Below are 24075 nucleotides of genomic sequence, written 5' to 3' on the forward strand. Positions count from 1 at the left end.
ATCACTTTTTCGAAGCAATGCCCGCCACGAAAAAGGCCCCGCAGTTTGCGAGGCCATAGCGATCCGCGAGAGCGGAGCGCAAAATCAACTCGTGCCGCGCCTGCGGCGCAATGAGATCAGGCAGGGGCCTTTAGGTTGCGAACCGTATGACCATATCCACCTGCGTCGAGATAGGCTGTTTCGAGGTTGGTCGGCGCCCGCTCTAGCACGGCATTGCGAAATGGGAACCGACCGAATTGGCGGATGACATCGCGGTGTGCGCGGGCGTGCAGCATGTGGTCCGCCCCCTCGTTTGGCATACGTTTGTGAAACAACCGAACAGCGCGGTCTTGGTCGCACAAGTTTTCGGAATGCATCAGCGGCATATAAAAGAACTGGCGCGCAGGTCCATCAATTGCCAAATCCCATTTACGTTCGATCGCCGTTTTCGCGGCGGCCCGTGCCAAATGATCGGTGGCAAATGCGGCCTTGTGGTCGCGCCAGATGTTGCGTGACAGCTGATCCGTCAGAATAATGTAGGCAAGTGAACCAGAGGGATACGTGAGCCATAATCCGTAGGCGCCGTTTAAGACGTCTTGCCATGCAGCACCAAACTTATCGCGGCATTTTGCGTCTAGCGCACCACCACCTTCATACCACCCCTTTGGCCCGACATCGTCCAACCAAAATGAAAGTACGTCCTCTGCGTTTACCATGACGCGATCCTCACCCGTTTGCGCCCCCAGTAAAAAAAGCGTTACACTGATTCTTTCATTAATCAAGTGGGTTAGCGATATCAGGACACATCTTCTGCGGCGGCCTCTTCTTCGAGTTCGGTTTCGATATACAGCTCTTGCGCGTATTCCACGACAACCGGCGATGCGTTGGCCAAAACCGGCGCATAAGATGTCATGTCTTCGACGCTGGTTGTCGATGTTCGCTGGGTCATCCGGTAGATGCCGTAGGCGACAACCGCAGCCAGCAAGACCGCAATAAACAAGAAGAACCCTTGGGGGCCCAAGGCACCCATCATCCAACCCACAATGATCGGGCCCGAAATTGCGCCGACCCCGTTGATGAACACCAACCCGCCAGACGCTGCCGCCATGTCGTCATGTTCCAAAAAGTCATTCGTATAGGCGATAAGCAGCGCATAGAGCGGGTTTGACGTACCCCCGATCAAGAAGCCTGCGGCGCAGAGCAACGCGAAGTTGTCGGGAATCATATAGGCCGCAAAACCAGCCGCCCCGCCCAGAGCCGACACACCTATGATCAAGAGGCGGCGGTCCATGCGATCAGAGATCCAGCCGATGGGGTACTGCATCAGCAATGCACCCACATAGATCGACGAGACAAAGAACGAAATCTGTCCAACTGTTAGCCCTGCTTGGGTGCCATAAACGGCGGACATGCCGAACTGTGCCGCAAACACGCCGCCCAAGAGGAACATGCCGACGGCGCCCAAAGGTGAGACGCCGACGAGTTCGCGTAGACTCATGGGTTTGGTGGTGTCGAATGCGGGTGTTGGCGAAATCGACAAAAGGATCGGTGCAAAGGCAATCGAAACCATGACCGATGCCACGACAAACAGAACGTAGCCGCCTGCATCCGCAGTCACGAGCAAGTACTGAGCGAGCACAATGCCTGCCATTTGTACGATCATATAGAGCGAGAGCGCCTCGCCGCGGTTTTCATTGCTGGCTGAGTTGTTCAGCCAGCTTTCTGCTGTCACGTAAACGCCCGAAAAGCAGAACCCGATGATGATACGGCCGACCATCCACGCCCAAGGGTTGGCAATAGCCGGATAGAGAATAAGCACGGCAGAAATTAGCGAGCCAAGCGCCGCAAAGACCCGCACGTGACCCACGCGCCGGATCATCGAAGGGGCCATGCGACTGCCGCCCAAGAAGCCGATGAAGTAGCCAGACATCACAATGGACATCTCGAGCGTCGAGAAATTCTCGATCCCGCCCCTAATGCCCAAAAGCGTACCTTGTAGGCCGTTTCCGACCATCAACATAAACATGCCCAACAAGAGGGCCCAAGAGGTGCCAAGAACTTGAATCATCGGGTGGCCTTTCGTCGGCTGAGATACGTAATTTTGCGGCGCGTATCACCGTTCTGTCTGTCTGAAAAGCGACTATATCAAAGTCGTTTACCCGCCAGCTGTTGCAGCCCATGCGCGGTCGAAATTTAGAGCAGCTAGATCGTCCTCGGAAATCCAGAAATCGACAATGCCGCAGTCGCAGAACATCCATTGCAGGGCATAATCGCTGTCGAATTGGGCGAGCCTGACGCCGGTCCCAGCCGTTGGGTTTGTGGCCATGCCTTTGTTCCCCAACATCATGTGATCGGATTGGCCGCGTTTCGGGGCGAGCCTATGGGTGATCACGTCGATTATGCTGTCGGGCAGGCACGCACACAGGGCCGGATCGGCGACAGACATCGCCCCGAGTTTGACCAGCGCATTCAAAGGCGCCCATTGCGACAGATAGAGCGTGTTGGGGGTCGCCACGCCGCCGACAATTTGGGTCACGAAAATCTCGGTCATCAACGCGTCGAATTTCGCCTGCCGCTGCTTGCCGAGCGGTTTGTTGGCGGGGGCCGCGTCAAAGGCGGGGATTGTTTTGTCTAAAAGAGCGAGCAGCGTCTCGCCGTCGCGCAGGGTGGCGCGGGTCATCTGGGTCGGGTCTTCGCTACATTTTTCAGCGTAGCGGATGCTGTCGCGGGCCTGATTGGTTTTCGCCTCGATTGTAAACCGCAGGTCGGCAGCAGAACACGCGCGCCTGTGCCACAAAACGGCAAGGTGCCGCCCATTGCGGTGGGGTCATAACGCGCCTCGGTAACGCCGACGGTTTTGCCTCTGGGATCGGTTTTTGGTAGAATTGGGTCGGCACACCGCTGGGACCATCAGTGATCATGTCGTCGGGCGTGTCGATCAGGCCCATCTTGCGGCTGATCAGTTCAGGCAATTTTGTCCATTTGCGATCTTGGAAGACACCGGAAAAAGCCGCATCAATCGCAGATCGGATCGCGGTATTGAGGCCCTCGTCATACTGGCCACGGGTTTGCATTGCTTCGATATCCCACGTGTCGATGACCTGCGGGGTGACGGGCCATTTTGGCGCGTGGGTTTGGTGCACGCCGAGGTGGGAATAGCCGTGATCAGGCAGCAGATCGCCCTGATGGTGCATGACGGGCATGTTGTCCGGTTCGGGCGTTTGCGGCAGATCGCGTGTGCTGTCAGGGGTGTAAAGCACGGCGCTGTCAGAGCTATCGCTGCCCTCCTCCCAATCAAGATCCTCGCTGATATTGGCAAAGAAATAGAGCGAGCCTGTGTCCGGCAGTTTCGGCTCACTCTGCGGGTGGGGCATCTCCGACAGATCGATTTGCGACAGGAAATGCAACGGCAGGTTTGTGGTGCCGTGACGCGGCCAGTCGAGCCCCGCGGCGAGATGCGGCAGACCGCCAATCCAACTGTTTTGAGGCCATGATTTGGGAATATCTGGCGTGCCAATGGGCCAAACGCGTTTGAGCAGAATACCCGAGCGCCGGTTGTCGGCGATGCGGCGCGCAATTTCAGCCTCGGACAGCACATCAGGTTTGGGCGGTGTCGCAGCTTTGCGCGTATCGCCAAAGGGTGTGCGGACAGCGGATTTACCCTTTTGCGCCTTGAGTTGGGCGCGGTACATTTCGGCCTCTTGGGGCGTGATTTTGATGCCGCAAAGCGTGCGGAGCAGCCAGATGCGGACCTTGAAAATGCCGCGAGCACGATTGAGGATGAGGGTCAGAATGCAGATCACGATGCCAACCTTGGAGTAGCCCATAAGGATCAGCACGAGGGCGAAGGCGAGGACAACAAATAGTGCAGCGGTCAGCACGCGGCCAAGGTTCTCAGGTTTGATCATTGCTACTCTCCTTGGGGCAACAACAGCGAACTGTCCCCGTAACTAAAAAAGCGATACTCGTGACGCAGGGCGTGGGCGTAAATATCTTTGATATTCTGAGTGCCCATCAACGCGGACACCAACATCATCAGCGTGGATTTCGGCAGGTGAAAGTTCGTCATCAGCCCGTCGGCGATTTGGAATTTGAACCCCGGTGTGATGAAGATATCAGTGGGTCCTTCCCATGCCGCAAGCCTACCATTCTGAGCCGCGGATTCGATGAGACGCAGCGCCGTAGTGCCCACAGGGATCACACGACCTGTTGTTGAATTGATCGCGTCTGCGGCGGCATGGGTAATTTGGCCCCATTCGCTGTGCATCTTGTGGTCGGCGATGTTGTCGACCTTGACCGGCAGAAACGTCCCCGCGCCCACATGCAACGTGACATAGGTGAATTGGATGCCCTTGGCATTGAGCGCCTCTAGCAACGGCTGGTCAAAGTGAAGCGATGCGGTCGGTGCCGCCACAGCCCCCTGATGCCGTGCCCAGACGGTTTGATAGTCTGTGTGATCTTGGGCATCTGCCGCCCGTTTGGCAGCGATATAGGGCGGCAATGGCATCGCACCTGCAGCCGCGAGGGCCGCATCAAAGTCATCGCCAGTTAGGTTGAATTTTAGCCGGCCCTGCCCGTCTTCTTTGCCAATAAGTGTGGCGCTGAGATCATCAGAGAATACGATATCTTCGCCCTCGGTTACCTTTTTGAGGGGTTTTATCAATGCGGTCCAGGCCCCATCAGCCTGCGGCGTGAGCAGCGTAACATCAATCGCCGCGCTGACGGGACCTTGAGCGCTGTTGCGGTGGCGTTGGCCTGACAAGCGCGCGGGAATAACCCGAGTGTCGTTCAGCACCAGCCGATCACCGGGCTGCAAAATATCAATCAGGTCCGTGACGACACGATCTAAAATGTCATCACCTCTGGCCAGCAACAGCCGTGCAGACGACCGCGGCTGTGTAGGGCGAACGGCGATCCGGTCATCGGGGAGATCAAAGTCAAAGTCAGAGAGCTTCATTGCGATACCTGTGGGGGCGGTCTGCGGAAAATCTCACGGAACATGCCAGGGGTGAAAACAGACAGCGGGTTAACCGCGACATCGGGGTCAACCGGCGTGCCACGTAGGTTGAAATTAAATCCGATGAGCCCTTCGCCACGACGGGTCAAAACAGAACCGATGCCATTCAACAAATAGAGCGGCGATGCAACACCTTGGAAATCCATACGTTTTTCGGCCAGCGCATATCGTCCGTCCAACGACAGACCAATGGACGGGCCAACGGCGCTGGATTCAGTGATGATGATCTGTCGTGGGTCTAGGCGGAATTTGGCGTCGACCTCGCTAAACAACAGCCCGTTTCCATCAAGCTGCTGCAAGAGACCTACGATGCTGATCGCATCAAGCAATGCTGCCATCGTGGGTGCGTCACGCAGGCGGATATCAGTGATGTCGAGTTGGCCGTCATAAGTGCCTTCGGCACCGGTCGGCACGAGAATGAGATCCATCTCGCCCTTGCGCGCACCGGGTAAGAAGCCAGCCGCGCGCAGCACACCGCCCGCATTGTCAGACCGGATGCGGACCGCCGTCGCGCCATTTTGCGGCACCAATGTTCCGGTGACCTGTTGCTGACCATTCACCGCCCCTTGGAACCGGCCAGACAAACCGCCTGCTCCGGTCAATTCGGCGCGGAAATCGGTCAGTGCGATACCAGATGTAATTTGCAAATCGTTGAGCCGGACGCTCATTGGGCCAGTCTCGCCGCCGCCACCGCCAAATTCTGCACGTCGTAGATCGAGGCTACCGCCGCCGATCGAAATACCAACGGGACGCCCTGCCCCACGACCCGTCAACGTCACGGGTGCATTCAACCAACCGCCCAAACGGACACGGGAAAACTCGGCCCTCTCAAAGCTGCGATCTGCGTTCAGCCGGATGTTGCCGCGGGCCTCTAGCCCTGCCGCCTCAACCGCGAGATCGGTAATCCGAGGCACAGGTCCCAGCGTGCCAGTGACAGATAGGTTGCCAGTGCCACTGCGTGCCTTGGACCAATTCAGCGCAGGCAATGAGAGCCCGACACCACGTAGGTTCGACGACAGCTCAAACGCCGCATCCTGACCGTTTCGCAGATCGAGTGTCACAGCAGCTGTGCCACGGCCCGACACCATCCCGCGCGGCAATCCAAGGTTAAAGCGCTGCACGAATGTCTCTGATAGTTCGACTGTCCCTTTGACTTGGCTGCGCCCCGCGTATTGCGCCCCGATCCGTTGGGTCCAAGTCCCCGACACCGGAACACCATCCAAGGCCAGATCACCCCCGATCGACAACGCATCATTGTCGACCGAAACCGCAAGTTGGTCGGCGCTGAGTGTCCGGTCGGGGACCAGGCGGCTGGTCGTTACGTTGCGCACAGCACTGTCAAAGCTATAGCGAATGTCACCCGGCCCGTTTGTTTTGCGCAACGGCAACGTGACCGTGCCACGCGTCCGTGCGCGACCATCTGCCAGCGTGACGGGAAGCGAGGCTTTGCTCAGGAATTCAAACGGTTTGAGATCCAGCATAGAAAGCGCCGCTGTGACCGTGCTGTCGAGTGCGAGATCAATCCGAGCCGGCGGTTCTGGGATGCCAAGGGTCGGGATAGTGAACACGCTGCCCGCCGCATTGATCCGCCCCCCTTGGGGTGCCGTGAAATGCCCGTCGGACACGGCGATCACCATTGCGTCTTGGGCGATGTTAAACACGCCTGATGCGCGGGTCAGAACGGGCAGCGTCGGCATGACACGCGCGTCGGTGTCACGAAATTCAAAGCCGACGGAATAAACAGGCTTGTCCCCTTGGGCCAACCTCAGCCCCGCGTTCACGTTAAACAGCTCGCCCGCCAGCAAATTATTGGCAAGCCAGCTGCGGGTTTTTGGGATCACAGCCGTGGGCCACAGATCAAGCACGCGGTTTTTTGAAATGGCAGGCAGGGTTCCATCCAATGCCACGGTCCAGCCCTCGGCGTCCGCGCCAATATGGCCATCTAGATAGAGCGATCCCGCAGGGTCCGAGATAACGACTTGGCCCAGATCGATTTGGAACGGATCAAGCCGCAACCGAATGTCAGCCAGCGCCTGTTCAATCTCGATCGCCCGGGGATAGACGTCATTGGGGTTCAGCGAAATATTCGTCAGGTTAAACTGCCCGAGCAAAGCTTGGGGGATGTCGTCGCGCAGTTCGCGCAAATAGGCATGACCCTCTGCAATGACGTTGCCCCAATCGCTTGCGACCTCGATCTGGTCAAACCGCAGGCCAGTATCAGCGGGGTCATATCCCAGATAAATTTTGAGCGCGTCAAACCCGATGGGCGCGGTTTGGGCAGTCGGTCGCAACGCCCCTTGCCCCAACTCGAGGGTGGCGTTGATTGGCCCCAGTGTGCCTGCATCGTCGATGCTGGCCCGCATCGCGCCTGACAATGGCGCATCAATCAATGTTAGAAACGACAACGCTGGCGATTGGCTGGCGATGTCAGCGGCCACCGCATCAGTGATGTTCAATCCCAGTTCTGCCGCCGATGTTCCGCGCCGCGATTCATAGGTCGCAGCCAAGGTGGTCACGTATGACCGCCCCGACAAAAGGGCGACGCTTGATCCAAGAGACAAGCTCTGGTCATCAACGGTGAGCACAGCTCGCCCACCATCAACAATCCACGTTCGTCGCGCCCGTTGATCGGCATAATTCAGGATCAGGCCCGTTGCGCGGACCTCTTCGAGCGCGGCCAATGCAGGTGCGTCAAACATCGCATCAAGGCCGTCGAGCAGTTCTGGCAGGTTCGACGCCGTTTGTGCGGGGGCCGCGCCGGTTTCAAAAGCCAGAGCTACGGCGCCGTTCGCATCGCGGGTCAGAGCCAATTCGGCCCCGTCCAACGATACGGTTTGTGGCAGTATGTCGCCCTGAAACAGCAACCCGCGTGGCGACACCCCTGCCCGCACTGTTTGGACGCGCGCCAGCCGCTGACCGTTTGCGTCCTGCACAGAAACGCCGCGCAATGTCACCGACGGGTGAAGGTCGCGGGCAATGGTGATTGTGATTTCGTCCATGCGGATCGCCCCGCCAGCCAAGGCTTCCGACGCTTGGGTTTCAATCCGCGACTTGATCCATGTCGGTGCAGTGATCTCTTGTCCGACGATCAAGAACGCGGCCAGCACCACAAAAATGAGCGGGATCGCCAAAACCAACAACGCCGCACGCGTCCAGAACCACCAGCCATGATGCACAGGGTGCGGCGCTGGCGTTTGCGGCGCATCAGAAACCGCGGGCGCTACACCGGCTGTCTCAGACGGTGTGTCGGCAATCTCCGGCGTAGATGATGGGGGCGTGTCCGCCATTTGGCCTGTCGGGTCCTCTTTTTTGGGTGCTAATGGACTGCACCCTTTATCTTTGCCTGACTAAGGCTAAAACAAAACGGGGAAAAGCAATAGAGGAGACGACGATGCCCGAGATTGGCGAAACCGCACCAAATTTTGATCTATCACGTGACGGCGGGGGCACGCTTTCGCTGTCAGAGCTGTCCGGCAAGACGGTTGTTTTGTATTTCTACCCGCGCGACGACACGCCGGGGTGCACCAAAGAGGCAATCGGGTTCACCGAAATGGGCGACGCGTTTGACGCAGCGGGCGCAATTGTCATTGGCGTCTCTAAGGACACCGTCAAAAAGCACGACCAGTTCCGCGACAAATACGAATTGGGCGTGCCCCTGTTGTCTGACGCCGACGGCGACGTTTGCAAGCGTTACGGCGTCTGGGTCGAAAAGAACATGTACGGCCGCACATCCATGGGGATCGAGCGCGCGACCTTTGTCATTGACGAGACTGGCGTGATCCGCGAGGCATGGCGCAAAGTCAAAGTTCCGGGTCATGTGGATGTGGTACTAGAAGCCGTCAAGGCACTGTAAATCATAAGGAAAATTCGTATTTTGGCGTTGACGAAAATGGCAGTTGCGGTGTTGAACACCGCAGATGGGCGCGCCAAAACGGCCCTGTCACGCGGGTACGCAGCCGAATGGTTTGCCGCCCGCGACGCAGGCGTTGATGTCGAAATCGGGGCCGCCACTCCGCCCGATTTTCCAGCACGTCCTACCCATCCCGAACTGCTGTCACCGCGCGATGTGCCGCGGCGCAAACCTGGCACACCAGAGGGCCGCGCCGCGATCCTGCATGCTGTTGCGCATATCGAACTCAACGCCGTTGATCTGCATTGGGATTTGATTGCGCGGTTTGGACATGTGCCGCTGCCGATCGGGTTTTACGACGATTGGGTCAAAGCAGCAGATGAGGAATCCAAGCATTTCAATTTGATGTGTGATTGCCTCGAGGCGAACGGCAGCCACTATGGCGCGATGCCCGCCCACGCCGGTATGTGGAAAGCCGCCGAAGATACGACGGATGACATCATGGCGCGGCTAGCTGTGGTGCCCATGGTTCTTGAAGCGCGCGGGCTGGATGTCACACCGGGTATGATCAAGATCTTTAAACAGGCCAAAGACCAACAAGCCATCGACGCGCTAGAGGTCATTTATGCGGAAGAAGTGCATCATGTCTCATACGGCTCGAAATGGTTCCATTTCCTGTGTGGGCGCGAAAATATTGACCCCAAGCCGCTGTTTCATGACCTTGTTCAGACGCATTTCCACAGCCAGCTAAAACCGCCCTTTAACGAAGAAAAACGGGCCGAAGCAGGCATTCCACCAGATTTCTATTGGCCCCTTGCAGACGGCACAGCGTAACAATCGGCGGCTTTTTGCCACTTTCGAGGTGTAAATTGCTGATATTGATCAATTTTGGCTAAATTTCTTGCGGCAGAGTCCTCGGCCCGTTAAGCATCACGGGTACGTCGATTTGGGGATCGGTGTGACCGGAAAACGAAGGCCCTTAAAATAGTGCAGGCAGGCACAAGGGTCCGGCGACAGGGGAATTGGGACGTTGAAGACCAAAATTTTGAACAGAGCGAACGCTGCTCTTGAGCGGTGGTTTCCTGAGAGACGGCTGTTTTTGCGGTCTGACAGTGAGACTCGGTTTATCCGCCTGACGCCCAGCACCCAAGTTGTGGCGTGGACAGGCAGTGCGATTGTGGTCGCTTGGACCATCATCGCAACAGCGATTTTGTTGATGGACAGCATCGGCGCCGGCAATTTCCGCGCACAGGCACAACGTGATCAACGCCTATATGAAGAACGACTGAATACTTTGTCCGAACAGCGTGACATGCGCGCTGCCGAAGCTTCGGCAGCCCAAGAACGTTTCAACACGGCATTGGGTCAAATTTCATCGATGCAGTCTGAGTTGCTGAAATCCGAAGACAAACGGCGTGAGCTGGAGACAGGGATCGACGTGATCCAGTCGACCCTGCGCCGCACAATGGGCGAGCGCGACGATGCACGGACCCAAGCCCAAGAGTACGCAGACGCGTCCGAAGGTGGCGTAGCCCTACCCGGCGCGAGTGATGATGCCCTGAATGGCACCGTTGATTTTCTGTCCGCCGCTTTGGCCAGCACAGCCGCCGAGCGTGATAGCATTGCCGCAAACGCCGAATTCGCAATCGACCGCGCCGCTGAAATGCAGCTCGAGCTAGAGTTGCTGCAAGAAAAGAACGAGACGATCTTTCGCGAGCTAGAAGAAGCGATGACCGTTTCGGTCGAGCCGCTGGACCGTATGTTCCGCAACGCCGGTTTGAATACAGACAGCCTGTTGAATGCTGTGCGCCGTGGATATTCGGGTCTCGGTGGTCCGTCCTTGCAGGGCTTGCAAGTCTCGACCCGTGGTGGCGCGCCTGATCCAGACGCCCAACGTGCCTTGGAAATTTTGAACAAGATGGACAGGATCAACCTCTACCGGATTGCCGCTGAGCGCGCGCCTTTTGATATTCCGGTCAAGGACAGCTACCGCTTTACGTCGGGCTTTGGCCCTCGCTGGGGACGGATGCACAACGGCACAGACTTTGCTGGCTCACACGGTACCCCAATTTATTCGACCGCAGACGGGGTGGTCATTCACTCTGGCTGGTCCTCTGGATATGGCCGTTTGGTCAAGATCCAGCATGAGTTTGGCATCGAGACACGCTATGCCCACCTGAGTAAACTTCGCGTTCAAGTTGGACAAAGGGTCTCGCGCGGGCAGCGAATTGGTGATATGGGCAATTCTGGACGGTCTACCGGAACCCACCTGCACTACGAAGTCCGCGTGGGCGGACGACCTGTTAACCCTATGATTTACATAAGAGCTGGACGCGATGTTTTCTAAAAGCAAAATCAACGAGCCGGGCCCAAATGCGGGCGATGCGGCAACCCCTGCAACTTCCGAGGCTCCTGCCGCTGCAAAAACTGCTGCGCCAGAGTTCAAGCCTTCTGCACCAAAGGCCAAGCCGCCAGCATCTGTGCTGTCGTCTGACCTGCACATCAAAGGGAACCTGAAGACACCTGGTGACATCCAGATCGAAGGTCAAGTTGACGGCGACATCCGTGCGCACCTACTGACTATCGGTGAAGGTGCCACAGTCAAAGGCGAGGTCATCGCCGATGACGTTGTGATCAATGGCCGCATCGTAGGCCGTGTTCGCGGCCTCAAGGTCCGCCTGACATCGACCGCACGCGTCGAGGGTGACATCATCCATAAGACGATCGCTATAGAAAGCGGTGCCCACTTTGAAGGGTCCGTTCAGCGTCAGGATGATCCGCTGAACCCCAAAGCGCCTGCTGCGAAAGCTGCGGCCAAGTCCTAAGCAGACTGCAAAACACAATTAAAAAAGGCGCCCTGCGAAATGCATGGGCGCCTTTTTGTATTCGGATCGAAGGTCGCAAAACCGAGCGACGAGTTACGTCTAGTCTTCTAGGTTTGCCTCGGCGCGGGATTTACCCGCGACGTTCTGAGCCAGCGTTGCAGCCATCAGACCGTCGAGATCGCCATCCAACACACCTTTGGTATCGGACGTCTCAAAGCTGGTCCGCAAGTCTTTGACCATTTGATACGGTTGCAGAACATACGACCGGATTTGGTTGCCCCAACCAGCGTCACCTGCATTTTCATGCGCCTCGTTGACGAGAGCTGACCGTTTGTCGAGCTCGATCTGATAGAGGCGGGATTTCAACGCCTTCATCGCGATATCGCGGTTCTGGTGCTGGGATTTTTCCGAGCTGGTCACGACAATGCCTGTCGGTGCGTGGGTGATCCGCACGGCCGAGTCTGTGGTGTTGACGTGCTGACCCCCTGCCCCCGAAGACCGATAGGTGTCGATCCGGATGTCGGCGGGATTCACTTCGATTTCGATGTTGTCATCAACCACGGGGTAAACTTTGACCGAGGTGAACGATGTGTGGCGTTTTGCGGCGCTGTCAAAAGGTGAAATACGAACGAGACGGTGAACGCCGCTTTCAGATTTGAGCCAGCCATACGCGTTGTGGCCACTGATTTTGTAGGAGGCCGATTTGATACCTGCTTCGTCACCCGCGCTCTCAGATTGAAGCTCGACCTTGTAGCCGGCCTTTTCAGCCCAACGGACATACATGCGTGCAAGCATCGAGGCCCAGTCACAGCTTTCTGTGCCGCCTGCACCTGCATTGATTTCTAGGAAGGTGTCGTTGGCATCCGCTTCACCATCGAGCAATGCTTCGAGCTCTTTTTGAGCGGCTGCATCTTTGAGGGTGGCGAGAGCTGTCTCAGCCTCGGTCACAACGTCGGCGTCGTCTTCCATTTCGCCAAGTTCGATCAGCTCGACATTGTCGGCTAGCTCTTGGCTGATTGTCTCGTAGGTTTTGATCGCATCGACAAGCGCCTGACGGTCGCGCATCAGTTTTTGCGCAGCCTCTGGGTCATCCCACAGGGTCGGGTCCTCAACGCGGGCGTTGAATTCTTCCAATCGGTATGGCGCAGTTTCATAGTCCAGCCGTTGGGCCAGGAGCACGAGAGACTTTTCAATATCCGAGACGAGTGTTTGAATTTCCGCGCGCAAGGGGCTGATCTTTCATAAAAAAGGGCTTGGGCGCTATGACGCCCTAGCCCAGAGATTTAGAGGGTCGCGCAGCCGCACGCAAGCAAACAACGTGCGGCGCGACCGTAGTCTGTTTAGTAGAGGCCACCGGAGGAGAGCGAGCCAAACGTTGCCTTGGGACCAACCACTGCTGTGCCGCCAGACGATGTCGTAACCTGACGCGCTCCGACGTTCTCGTTCACCTCATCAAAGAGCGGCAGGTCGGCAGCCATCGCAAAGCCGCCATCGAAGGTAATGCCAAAGATCGGCTCTTCGCCCGGACGGAAACATTCAGCGACGACGTTTTCGCCGGACGCCCCATCAGGAAGACGTGCGCCAGTGAAACGGTCGATCGAGATGAACTCACAATCGCCTGGCACACCGAATTTGCCGCCACCGTAGGATTCGATCGCACGGGACATGAATTGGTTGAACACGGGGCCACACATGCCACCACCAGAGGCGCTACGGCCCAAGCTGCGAGGTGTGTCAAAGCCGATGTAGCAGCCCGCCACGATGTTCGACGAGAAGCCTACGAACCAAACGTCTTTGGCGTCGTTGGTGGTGCCTGTTTTGCCCGCGATCGGAACCGGCAGTTTGACGTATTTCGATGCTGTTCCACGATCCACAACACCTGTCATCATCGATGTCAGCTGGTAGGCGGTGATTTCGTCCATCACCCGTTCGCGGTTGGATTGGATGCTCGGCGCGCGACCAGAGGCCAGCGTAAGAAGGCTGCAATCCTCGCAGATGCGTTGGTCATGACGGTACACTGTCTTGCCATAGCGGTCTTGCACGCGGTCAACCAACGTGGGTTCCACACGCTCACCACCATTGGCGAACATGGCGTAGGCCGCGACCATTTTGAACAGGGTCGTTTCCTCAGCACCCAAAGAGTTCGACAGGAAACGGTTCATGTCGTTGTAGACGCCAAATCGTTCAGCGTAACTCGCGATCGTGTCCATCCCGACCTCCTGGGCCAAGCGAACAGTCATCAGGTTACGTGACCGTTCAATACCTGTGCGCAGAGGCGTTGGGCCGTAGAACTGGTTGGACGCGTTTTTGGGGCGCCACAGACCTTGGGGGGTGTTGATTTCGATCGGAGCGTCCACAACGATGGTTGCAGGCGTATAGCCACTGTCGAGAGCGGCTGCATAAACGAACGGTTTGAACGATGAGCCGGGCTGACGGCGCGCCTGTGTTGCACGGTTAAAGACCGAGTTTTCGTAAGAGAACCCACCCTGCATCGCGATCACACGGCCGGTGTTGACGTCCATCGCCATAAAGCCGCCCTGCACCTCGGGGACTTGGCGTAGGGTCCAACGAATGAACGAGCCATCCGCATCTGCTGTCATGGCGCGGATAAACACCACATCGCCACGGTTAAAGTTGTCTGCGAAATTGCCGCGCATCCAATCGATGTCTTTGCGCGGAACCCAATGGCCATCCTCGTCTTCGTCGACACCTTCGATGCCGACACGCATCTGGTTGTCTTGGATGGTCAGAACAACGGCTGGGTGCCATTCGTTCTCAAGACGGATATCGCGCGCGACTGTGGTTTTGCGCAGGGCGTCGCGCCAGCTTTCTTCGGTTTCAAGGCTCGCAACTTTGACGGTTTTACCAGTGCCACGCCAGATGCCGATGCCACGGTCGTAGCTCTCTAGCGCACGTTGCAGGGCGTCAGCAGCTTCGAGCTGCATTTCGGGATCAACGGTTGCACGAACCGAAAGTCCCCCACCCAAGAATTCTTCTTCGCCAAAGTCGTTAGACAGCTGGCGGCGGATTTCATCGGTAAAGTAATCACGCGGCGGCAGCTCGTTGCGAAAGCTCTCGTAGTCGCCGTTTTGAACAGTACGCAATGGCACGTCGCGCGCGCCGTTATACGCGGCCTCGGTCAAATATCCGTTCTGGTGCATCTCACGCAGAACAAAGTTACGACGCTCGGTGGCGCGCTCTCGCTGGCGGACGGGATGATAGTTCGACGGGGCCTTGGGCAGAATGGCCAAATAGGCGGCCTCTTCTGCAGTGAGGTCTGTCAGTGGTTTGTTGAAGTAGGTTTGCGAAGCAGCCGCGACGCCAAAGCTGTTTTGACCCAAGAAGATCTCGTTGAGATACAGCTCGAGGATCCGATCTTTGGACATGGATTCTTCGATACGCGCGGCAAGGATGATCTCTTTGATTTTGCGTTCCGCACTGCGCGAGCCGTCGAGCAAAAAGTTCTTCATCACCTGCTGTGTGATGGTCGACGCACCACGAAGCCGTGCCCCGCGCGCCGCATCTACGGCGGCGGCTGCCATACCGCGAACATCATAGCCCGCGTGTTGGTAGAAATTCTTGTCCTCGGCCGAGATAAACGCGTGTTTGACCAGATCAGGGATTTCTTCGGCAGGCGCAAACAGGCGACGCTCTACCGCGAATTCGTCGATGATCCGCCCCTCGCCCGAATAAATCCGGCTGATTGTTTTGGGGGTGTAGCTGGCCAAGACGTCATAAGACGGAAGGTCACGGCCATACATCCAAAAGATGCCACCGATGGTGACAGCCGCCATCATCATGCCCAACGTGAGCATGGAAAACAGACCGCCAAAGATAGACAAAACAAAACGCAGCACGTGCTCGACCCTTATAAGAGGTTCTCTTAGGTTCTCTATACGCCGCGGTGCGGCCTACGTCAAAACGATGTCGATCACATTTCGGCAGGTTTTGGCCGCTTGGGCATGGTGGTCTAGCGCAACCGGCGCGCATCTGTTTTGGCTTCCGAGATCGACCACAAAAGCACGCCGCGCAAGATGCCCCCGACAAACCGATTGCGCGTTGCCGGATCTTGGAGCGCCAAGAGGTCCGCATCATTCGACAAAAAGCCAACTTCGATCAAGACAGACGGGATTTCCGGGGATTTCAGAACCGAGATTTCAGCGCGGCGCAAGGGGCGCGAGTTCAGCTTTACACCTTGTTGGCCCAATCCCTCGACCAGCGCCTCGGCCAGTGTGGCGGTGCGGGGTTCGGTTTCTTGGCGCGCGAGGTCCATCAGGATCGTGGCAACCTGATCATCGCGCCCCGTCAGATCAACACCGGCCAACAGGTCATCGCGGCTCAGTTTAGTGGCAAGCTGTTGGCTGGCCAGATCGGACGCCTCGTCAGACAGGGTATAGATCGTGGCGCCTGTCGCCTGCCCTTCGGTCAGTGCGTCGGCGTGCAGCGAAATCAGCACATCAGCCCCGACCGCACGGGCCAGTTTACGCCGTGCATCAAGCGAAACAAAGCTGTCGTCATTGCGCGTCAGAACCGGCACAATCTGGCCGGACCGACGCAACGCATCCTCGACTTCACGCGCAAGGGTCAGCATCAGGTCTGCTTCTTTCACGCCACCCCGCTGCGCGCCCGGATCAAGGCCACCGTGACCCGGATCAAGAACAACAATAAGGCGCCCATCAGGATTTTCAGGGGGTGCGGGAAACCGCGGGGTTCCCCACGTCGGATCAACCGGCGCACCAGCGTTTGCGGCAAACGTCTCGGGGTCTGTTGGGGCCAAATCAATGCTCAGCTGCGCCGTGCCCGTGTTCTGATCAACGACAACACCCGCAGTGTCGATCAACAGCGGTGTTGAAAGAGCGATAACCAGACGGCTCCAACCGGTTTCGACCGATCCATACCGCAACCCTGTGGCGCGATCCGCATTCAACAACGCGGGCTCTGATACACCCGTCCAATCGACCTCTTTGAAATCCAGCACCAGCCGTGTGGGCGCATCAAGCATATAGACGCGGTATGGCACGACTTGGGACAAGGCCAGCTCGACCGACAGGCCGCGGCGGGTATCTATAATTTGGCTGGCAGACATATCCACCCGAGCGAGCGCAGAAAAATCTTGTGCCATCAGGGGGATAGCAGTCGGTAACCATAGAAATATTGCCCGCAAGATCATCATGACAGATGGCCCATTTTGTTTTGTAAACAGTCTAGATGCGGCCGCGCCAGATGCAAGGGTCAGCGGCGCCTGTTGGCCATCAACCGCTTGAGCCGCGCGAGGCCCTCGGTGATGTCATCGGTGCTGCGGGCATAGGAAAAGCGCACTGTTTGGTGGCCACGAATGGGATCAAAATCGAGCCCCGGAGTGATGGCGACACCGGCCTCATCCAGAACTGTGCGGCAAAAGTTCAAACTGTCGGTACTGATGTCACCGATATCCGCATAGACATAAAACGCCCCGTCTGGTGGCGCAAAATTCGTGAACCCTGCATCACGCAGCCCCTCGATCATTAGCTGCCTGTTGGCGGCATAAACCGCGAGGTTCTGGTCCAGCTCGTCGGTACAGTCCATCGCGGCGAGTGCTGCAACTTGGGACGCATGGGGCGCACAGATGAACATGTTTTGCGCCAGCCGTTCGATACGGCGAACGTGGTCGTCAGGGACAACCATCCACCCTGCCCGCCAACCCGTCATGCTAAAGTATTTCGAGAATGAATTGACGACATAGACATCATCAGAATGGGACAAGGCGGTGACCGCTTTGGCCTCGTATTCGATGCCGTGATAAATCTCGTCCGAGATAAACGTCATATCGCGGGCGGCACATGCATCGATCAAGCCGCCCATCGCGTCCTTGTCCAACATGGTACCGGATGGGTTTGCAGGTGATGCCACGATCAATCCTGCCAGATCGGCATCAAGCATATCAGCGGTGGGTTGAAAACGTGTCTCTTGGGTAGTGGGCAATCCCACAGGCGCGAGGTCCATCGCACGCAGGATTTGGCGATAGCTTGGGTAGCACGGCTCGCCCAACCCGACCCGTTCGCCGCCATCAAAAAGCGCTGAGAACGCGAGGATGAACGCCCCCGACGCGCCAGACGTCACAACAACGCGGTTGGGGTCCAGATCAATGCCATACCAATCATCATAAAGCTCGGCAATGCGCGCGCGCAGCTCTGGTAGGCCCAAGCCAACTGTGTAGCCCAATGCGCTGCCATCCATTGCGGATTTGACCGCCTCACGTGCGCCCGTTGGCGCACCCGTGCCGGGTTGGCCGACCTCCATGTGAATGATGTGACGGCCTGCGGCCTCGGCTGTGCGTGCGGCCTCCATCACGTCCATCACGATAAAGGGATCAACGTCGCCGCGTCTTGAGTTCCGCATATGCATCGCCTTATGGTTGGGTTCGGGACCAAATGTGTTCCGTGTTGTTTCTCAGTCATAGGACGAAGCGTCAATGATGGTTTCTGTGGTTCGCAAAGCGTTGTTCGTTGTGACCCTCTGTGCAATCGCGATGCTCAGCGTCATTTCACCTGCTCATGCTGCCGGTATCATTCGGGATCCCGAGATCGAGCGTGCCTTGGATGAATTGGTGCGGCCCATTCTACAGGCCGCAGGATTGAACCCGTCCAGCATCGATATTCTGGTGGTGGATGACAGATCTCTGAACGCGTTTGTCACGGACCCTACACGCATTTTCATCCATTCGGGGCTGTTGCTCAAAATGGGAAATGCCTCGCAATTACAATCGGTTCTGGCCCATGAGGCGGCCCATATTGCCAACGGCCACATCACGAGACGGATGGCCAACGCGCGGTCGTCTTCGAAAATCGCAGCTCTTGGTATCTTGCTCGCCGCGGCCGCCGCGGCCTCTGGTCGGGGTGACGCCGCGGGCGGTATTGCAGCGGGTGCGGCCGGTGCGGCGCAGCGCAGTTTCTTTGCCCATACCCGCGCCGAAGAGGCCAGCGCAGATCAGGCTGGCATTCGTTACATGGTGCGGGCCGGTGTCCCGACCCAAGGGGCTGTGGATGTCCTGAACCTGTTTCACGGCCAAGAGAGCCTAAGCCTCAGACGGCGAGACGCCTATGTGCGGTCCCACCCTCTGACCCGTGATCGGCAGCGGGCAATGGCCGGTTTCGTCGCGGGAAACCCCGGCGGTCAAACAAGCCAGACAGATGCCTATTGGTTTGCACGCGCGCAGGGTAAATTGTCGGCCTTTACCCAAAGCACGTCTTGGACGCTGCGCCGTGTGCGCGGCCAAAACGATGCAATCAGCGTGATGCGGGCCGCCGTGGCCTATCACCGGACGCCGGACCCGCAGAAAGCAATTTCAACTATTACCCAACTGGCCAATTCGCGCCCCAATGATCCTTATGTTCACGAATTGCGTGGCCAAATCCTATTGGAAAGCCGTCAGTTCCCAAACGCCGTCAATGCATACGGGCGTGCCGTACAGCTGGCCCCAAACAATGCGCTGATGCTGGCGGGTTATGGCCGTGCTTTGCTGGCGGTTAATACAGCCGACAGCAATCGCCGTGCATTGGATGCACTAACACGGGCACGGACGCGTGATGGCGCCGACCCCCGATTGTTGCGTGACTTGGGCGTGGCCTATGCGAAGGCCGGACAAAACGGCATGGCGTCGCTGACCACAGCAGAGCGCTATGCCTTACTAGGACGGTTCCGTAACGCTGGCATTCACGCGCAGCGCGCCGTGGGCCTGTTGCCGCGCGGGTCTGCCGCATGGCGCCGCGCCGATGATATCTTACAAACAGCACAACGAATAAACCGAGGATAACGAGATGCGTTTTGCCCTACCTTTCGCCGTCATGACGGCGTTGGCTGCCCCTGCGGCAGCTCTTGATCTGGATGCGATGACCGATGCCGAACGCAACGCATTCGGGGAAAACGTACGCAGCTACTTGATGGAGAACCCACAGGTGTTGATGGAAGTGATCGCCGTTCTGGAACAGCAGCAGGCCGATGCCGCAGCGATGACAGATCAAACGCTGGTACAGGTCAACGCCGAGGCACTGTTTGACGACCCGAATTCTTGGGTTGGTGGCAATCCCGAAGGCGACGTGACGATTGTCGAGTTCCTCGACTATCGCTGTGGGTTCTGCAAACGCGCCCACCCCGCCGTAAATGAATTGGTCGGCTCAGACGGCAATATCCGCGTGATCGTCAAGGAATTCCCCATCTTGGGTGAACAATCGGTAATGGCGTCCCGCTTTGCGGTTGCCACCCGTCAAATCGCCGGTGACGACGCCTATGCAGCCGTCTCAGACGCATTGATGGCGATGCGCGGAGAAGTCTCGCCCGCGTCCTTGGGTCGTTTGGCCGAAGTGCTAGAGATCGACTATGCCGAGATCGAGACTGTGATGATGAGCGATGACGTGACCGCAATTTTGCAAGCAAACCGCGCCTTGGGTGACCGGATGCAGATCACCGGCACGCCTACATTTGTCTTTGGTGATCAGCTGGTGCGCGGCTTTGTCGAGCTGCCGCAAATGCAGGGCATCGTCGAAGAGCTCCGCGCAAGCCAAGGCTAAGACAAGAGTGGCCCTACCATTGGTGGGGCCTCACTCGGCGGCTTGGTCCGCCGCGTCCATTTCGGCCTGAATGCTGGCTGCTTTTTTCTCGACCTCTTCCACAATGTGATCGACCATCTGGTCGTTCGACATTTTGTGGCTGGCCGTGCCCGCGAGATAAACCATGCCTGACCCTGCCCCGCCGCCGGTAAACCCGACGTCCGTCATCAGTGCCTCACCCGGTCCATTCACAACGCAGCCAATGATCGAAAGGCTCATTGGGGTTTTGATATGCTCAAGACGATGCTCGAGCGTTTCAACCGTTTTGATGACATCAAACCCCTGACGCGCACAGGACGGGCAGGAAATGATATTAACGCCACGGTGACGCAGACCCAGCGATTTGAGGATTTCAAAACCGACTTTGACCTCTTCGACGGGATCGGCAGACAGGCTGACACGGATTGTATCGCCAATGCCCATCCAAAGAAGATTTCCCAAACCGATCGCGGATTTGATCGTACCAGAGACCAAACCGCCCGCTTCGGTGATGCCGAGGTGAATAGGCGCGTCCGTTGCATCCGCCAGTTTTTGATAGGCGGCCGCTGACATAAAGACGTCAGAGGCTTTGCAGCTGATTTTGAATTCGTGGAAATCATTGTCCTGCAGCAGCTTGATGTGATCCAGACCGGATTCCACCATCGCATCTGGCGTAGGCTCGCCGTATCTTTCCAACAGATGCTTCTCAAGCGACCCAGCATTCACGCCAATGCGGATCGAACAATTGTGATCGCGCGCCGCTTGGATGACTTCTTTGACGCGCTTTTCGTCGCCGATATTACCCGGGTTGATGCGCAGGCAAGCAGCACCGGCTTCGGCGGCTTCGATCCCACGCTTGTAGTGAAAATGAATATCCGCGACGATCGGCACTGGGCTTTCGCGGCAAATCTCCTTGAGAGCCGCCGACGATGCTTCGTCCGGTACAGACACACGCACAATGTCGGCCCCTGCGTCGGCTGCGGCTTGGACTTGGGCAATTGTGCCTTTGATGTCTGTTGTCAGCGTGTTCGTCATAGTCTGAACTGCGATGGGTGCATCGCCACCGACCGGCACGTTACCAACCATGATCTGGCGGCTTTCGCGGCGATAGATATTTTTCCAAGGACGAATGTGGTTCAGCGACATTTTACGGCCTTTGGTGTCAGTCAGTATCGACACTATAGATAGGCCGAATGGGTGCGTCAGACAACGCCCTTGCGCCACTAAATCATGATTGGATTACTGATCGGGCTGGGCCTGAGCGACATTGATGACCTCTGCCAAGGCAGGATCGGCATCAAGATCAGCAACTGTATAGCTTTCGCGCAAAAGATCGGCCGCGAGGGCCACGTTCTTTGCAGTCGAAGTGCCTGCGCCCGCGGGACCGTAGGTTTGGCCATTCAGTTTGAAGTAAAGCGAACCGGAGTTACCCGCGCGTAGCACGGGCGGTTCTTGGGTCGCAGGTAGAACGTATTCTTCGCCCGTATCGAGGATTTTCTCGAAAATGATTGTGCCATCGGCAGAGCGGACACGGATCCATGTCGGACGCACTGCAAAGAGCACAACCTCAGGCGCATTTTCTTCGACCACCTGAACACCTGCAATGACAGGCGCCTCGCCCGGTGCGGATCCGATCGAAGGCGCAAGCATGCCATTGAGACGCGGATCAAGGCTGGCGATTGGGCCATCTCGTGGCACCATCACTGGCGTATCTAATGCTTGGGGGCGATAAAGACGATCCAACGCATCAGCCGTTGGCGGCGTAAAGCTAGCGACATCAACACCAGCTTGGGCACCAGTGGCGTTGCCAGACAGCGGATCGATATCTGCAATCACGGTCGGGGCCTGCTCGACCGGAGCAAGCTGCACCTTTTGAACTTCTTGCAAAACAGTCCAACCGCCATAGCCGAGCCCTGTGACCAAAGCGATCAGGACAAGGACCGAACCAATTGCACCCGGCTCGACACGCGACATCATCGCCTCGCCTGCGGGGACAAACGGTGTGGCTGGAGCCGCAAAGATATCTTTGTCCGCGGGACGCGACAGGCGCTCTTCGCGGCTCGGTTTGACCGAGGATGCGTCGGCGGACATGCCGTGGGCTGTGAAAAAGCCGCTCTCGGTGCAGAATGTGTCGAACGCCCAATCGGGGTCCATGTTCAGGTAGCGCGCGTATGAACGTACGTAACCTGCAATAAATCCGGGTGTGTCAAAGGCTGTTGGGTCGGCGTTTTCAATCGCGGCAATATAGGCTGCTTTGATTTTGAGTTCACGCTGGACGTCCAAGAGGCTCTTACCGAGGGTCGCACGTTCGCCGCGCATCACATCTCCAAGACGCAATTCGAAATCGTCGAACCCTTTGGCTCCAACGTCTTCCACAACTTTGCTACGTCTGAAACTGCGCCCAATCATGCGTCGCATGTCCCGTGCCTAACTGCTCCCACAGGGCATCATCGATTCGCTCGATTTTGCCCAACCACCTATGTGCTAACATAATTGTCCACAGTTTGCACGTGCAGAGAGAGATCAGCCTGCGAGGTCGGCGCGATTTAGCGCACAGTGCGACCACAGGTCATCCAGGGCTGCGATCAAGGCATCCATTTCTTTGGGGCCGTGGACAGGTGACGGCGTAAACCGTAGGCGTTCTGTCCCTCGTGGTACTGTTGGGAAATTGATAGGTTGCACGTAAATTCCGTGATTTTCCAATAACATATCCGACAGCATTTTGCATTTCACCGGATTGCCGACGTGCACAGGCACAATATGGCTGCCGTGATCGGTGACCGGCAGGCCCATCCCCTTGATCCGCAATTTGAGGATCGCCGCTTGGGTCTGGTGACGTTCGCGCAAGGCTTGGTCTGTTTTGAGGTGCGCCACAGATACAGCAGCCCCTGCCGCAACTGCGGGCGGCAACGACGTCGTAAAGATAAAGCCGGGTGCGTAGCTGCGCACCGCATCAACCATTTTGGCGCTGGCTGCGATATAGCCGCCCATAACGCCGTATGCTTTGGCCAACGTGCTGTTAATAATATCAAGCCGGTCCAACAGACCGTCGCGCTCTGCGACACCTCCACCACGCGGGCCGTACATGCCCACGGCGTGAACCTCGTCAATGTAGGTCAGAGCGCCGAATTCATCAGCCAAGTCGCACAACGCTTCGATCGGGCCAAAATCCCCGTCCATCGAATAGATCGATTCAAACGCGATCAGTTTGGGCGCGTCCGCGTCGTCCGCTTCGAGCAGTTCGCGCAAGTGAGCCACATCATTGTGACGGAAGATGCGTTTTTGGCCACCGTTGCGGCGTACACCTTCGATCATGGATGCGTGGTTCAATGCATCCGAATAGATGATCAGACCGGGGAACAGCTTGGGCAGTGTGCTGAGTGTCGCGTCATTGGCGATGTAGGCCGATGTGAACAACAGCGCCGCTTCTTTGCTATGCAAATCAGCCAACTCGGCCTCGAGCCGTTTGTGATAAACAGTTGTGCCTGAGATATTGCGCGTGCCACCCGAGCCTGCGCCGGTCGCATCAATCGCTTCGTGCATCGCGGCCAAAACGGCTGGATGCTGACCCATCCCAAGGTAGTCGTTACCACACCAAACGGTGATGGGCTGGGTCGTGCCGTCAGGCTTGTTCCATGTCGCGTGTGGGAATTGTCCCCGCTCGCGTTCAATGTCGATAAAGGTGCGATAGCGACCCTCATCGTGAAGCCGCGTCAAAGCCTGATCAAGCGAAGCAGTGTAGTCCAAGGTGCAGACCCTTTGTTTTAGCCTAAATGCCCCGAGACACCAAAGCGTCTGGAACCGTTCTGAAGGTCATATAGGTCGGAATACGCCGGGGCA

19 protein-coding genes are annotated in these 24075 nt (G+C 57.4%); 6 read left to right on the plus strand and 13 right to left on the minus strand.

What is annotated here, in order from left to right; genetic code table 11:
- Positions 1–116: 116 nt before the first annotated feature.
- The 6 genes from TR2A62_RS04805 to TR2A62_RS04830 form a co-directional block, all read right to left on the minus strand.
- On the minus strand, positions 117–695 hold the full coding sequence (locus TR2A62_RS04805; RefSeq protein WP_009160031.1) for a DUF924 family protein: 579 nt from the start codon (positions 693–695) through the stop codon (positions 117–119).
- A gap of 80 nt (positions 696–775) precedes the next feature.
- Positions 776–2047, minus strand: a complete 1272-nt coding sequence (locus tag TR2A62_RS04810) for an MFS transporter (RefSeq protein WP_009160247.1) — start codon at positions 2045–2047, stop codon at positions 776–778.
- Between the two features lie 87 nt (positions 2048–2134).
- Entirely contained in the window at positions 2135–2659 is a 525-nt protein-coding gene (locus TR2A62_RS04815; protein ID WP_009159390.1) for a DUF1963 domain-containing protein, read from the minus strand.
- Positions 2660–2684: 25 nt separating this feature from the next.
- A complete protein-coding gene (locus tag TR2A62_RS04820) occupies positions 2685–3887 on the minus strand; it encodes a DUF1963 domain-containing protein (protein ID WP_009159086.1) in 1203 nt (400 codons plus the stop codon).
- Positions 3888–3889: 2 nt separating this feature from the next.
- Positions 3890–4936 carry a tRNA preQ1(34) S-adenosylmethionine ribosyltransferase-isomerase QueA gene (gene queA / locus TR2A62_RS04825; RefSeq protein ID WP_009157335.1) on the minus strand — a complete coding sequence of 349 codons (1047 nt, stop codon included), beginning with the start codon at positions 4934–4936 and terminating at the stop codon, positions 3890–3892.
- Positions 4933–8283 (minus strand): AsmA family protein, encoded by a 3351-nt coding sequence (locus TR2A62_RS04830; RefSeq protein ID WP_009160530.1) that lies wholly within the window; start codon positions 8281–8283, stop codon positions 4933–4935. The genes queA and TR2A62_RS04830 overlap by 4 nt, the downstream gene beginning before the upstream one ends.
- A 104-nt stretch (positions 8284–8387) precedes the next feature.
- Here TR2A62_RS04830 and TR2A62_RS04835 point away from each other — a divergent pair, with 104 nt between their 5' ends.
- From TR2A62_RS04835 to TR2A62_RS04850, 4 genes are all read left to right on the plus strand, one after another.
- Positions 8388–8849: a peroxiredoxin gene (locus TR2A62_RS04835; protein WP_009159751.1), complete on the plus strand. Its 462-nt coding sequence runs from the start codon at positions 8388–8390 to the stop codon at positions 8847–8849.
- A gap of 36 nt (positions 8850–8885) precedes the next feature.
- Entirely contained in the window at positions 8886–9680 is a 795-nt protein-coding gene (locus TR2A62_RS04840) for a ferritin-like domain-containing protein (protein ID WP_190275727.1), read from the plus strand.
- Positions 9681–9876: 196 nt separating this feature from the next.
- Positions 9877–11193 carry a M23 family metallopeptidase gene (locus TR2A62_RS04845; RefSeq protein WP_009158836.1) on the plus strand — a complete coding sequence of 439 codons (1317 nt, stop codon included), beginning with the start codon at positions 9877–9879 and terminating at the stop codon, positions 11191–11193.
- Positions 11183–11671, plus strand: a complete 489-nt coding sequence (locus tag TR2A62_RS04850; RefSeq protein WP_009159261.1) for a polymer-forming cytoskeletal protein — start codon at positions 11183–11185, stop codon at positions 11669–11671. Before TR2A62_RS04845 ends, TR2A62_RS04850 begins: the two co-directional genes overlap by 11 nt.
- Positions 11672–11770: 99 nt before the next feature.
- Here the strand turns inward: TR2A62_RS04850 and prfB are convergent, their stop codons facing one another.
- The 4 genes from prfB to TR2A62_RS04870 all read right to left on the minus strand — a co-directional run bounded on the left by prfB (position 11771) and on the right by TR2A62_RS04870 (position 18049).
- A complete protein-coding gene (gene prfB / locus TR2A62_RS04855) occupies positions 11771–12898 on the minus strand; it encodes a peptide chain release factor 2 (RefSeq protein WP_009160765.1) in 1128 nt (375 codons plus the stop codon).
- A 113-nt stretch (positions 12899–13011) separates the two neighbouring features.
- Positions 13012–15528 carry a penicillin-binding protein 1A gene (locus TR2A62_RS04860; RefSeq protein ID WP_009158236.1) on the minus strand — a complete coding sequence of 839 codons (2517 nt, stop codon included), beginning with the start codon at positions 15526–15528 and terminating at the stop codon, positions 13012–13014.
- Between the two features lie 113 nt (positions 15529–15641).
- Entirely contained in the window at positions 15642–16793 is a 1152-nt protein-coding gene (locus TR2A62_RS04865) for an N-acetylmuramoyl-L-alanine amidase (RefSeq protein WP_223296075.1), read from the minus strand.
- A 110-nt stretch (positions 16794–16903) separates the two neighbouring features.
- The gene (locus TR2A62_RS04870) at positions 16904–18049 is read right to left on the minus strand and encodes a pyridoxal phosphate-dependent aminotransferase (RefSeq protein WP_009159766.1); all 1146 of its coding nucleotides are present in this window, start codon (positions 18047–18049) and stop codon (positions 16904–16906) included.
- Positions 18050–18122: 73 nt separating this feature from the next.
- Between TR2A62_RS04870 and TR2A62_RS04875 the strand changes: the two genes are divergently transcribed.
- Complete coding sequence (locus TR2A62_RS04875) at positions 18123–19463, plus strand: M48 family metalloprotease (protein WP_009159037.1); 1341 nt, start codon at positions 18123–18125, stop codon at positions 19461–19463.
- A 4-nt stretch (positions 19464–19467) separates the two neighbouring features.
- Positions 19468–20217 (plus strand): DsbA family protein, encoded by a 750-nt coding sequence (locus tag TR2A62_RS04880; protein ID WP_009158840.1) that lies wholly within the window; start codon positions 19468–19470, stop codon positions 20215–20217.
- A 30-nt stretch (positions 20218–20247) separates the two neighbouring features.
- On the opposite strand, the gene ispG is transcribed toward TR2A62_RS04880, so the two are convergent.
- The 3 genes from ispG to hemA form a co-directional block, all read right to left on the minus strand.
- A complete protein-coding gene (ispG, locus tag TR2A62_RS04885; RefSeq protein WP_009158078.1) occupies positions 20248–21381 on the minus strand; it encodes a flavodoxin-dependent (E)-4-hydroxy-3-methylbut-2-enyl-diphosphate synthase in 1134 nt (377 codons plus the stop codon).
- A 93-nt stretch (positions 21382–21474) separates the two neighbouring features.
- A complete protein-coding gene (locus TR2A62_RS04890) occupies positions 21475–22644 on the minus strand; it encodes a RodZ domain-containing protein (RefSeq protein WP_009160511.1) in 1170 nt (389 codons plus the stop codon).
- A 114-nt stretch (positions 22645–22758) separates the two neighbouring features.
- On the minus strand, positions 22759–23982 hold the full coding sequence (hemA, locus tag TR2A62_RS04895; protein WP_009159454.1) for a 5-aminolevulinate synthase: 1224 nt from the start codon (positions 23980–23982) through the stop codon (positions 22759–22761).
- Positions 23983–24075 lie beyond the last annotated feature (93 nt).

It is taken from the genome of Thalassobium sp. R2A62 (assembly GCF_000161835.1).
Lineage (GTDB): Bacteria > Pseudomonadota > Alphaproteobacteria > Rhodobacterales > Rhodobacteraceae > Thalassobium.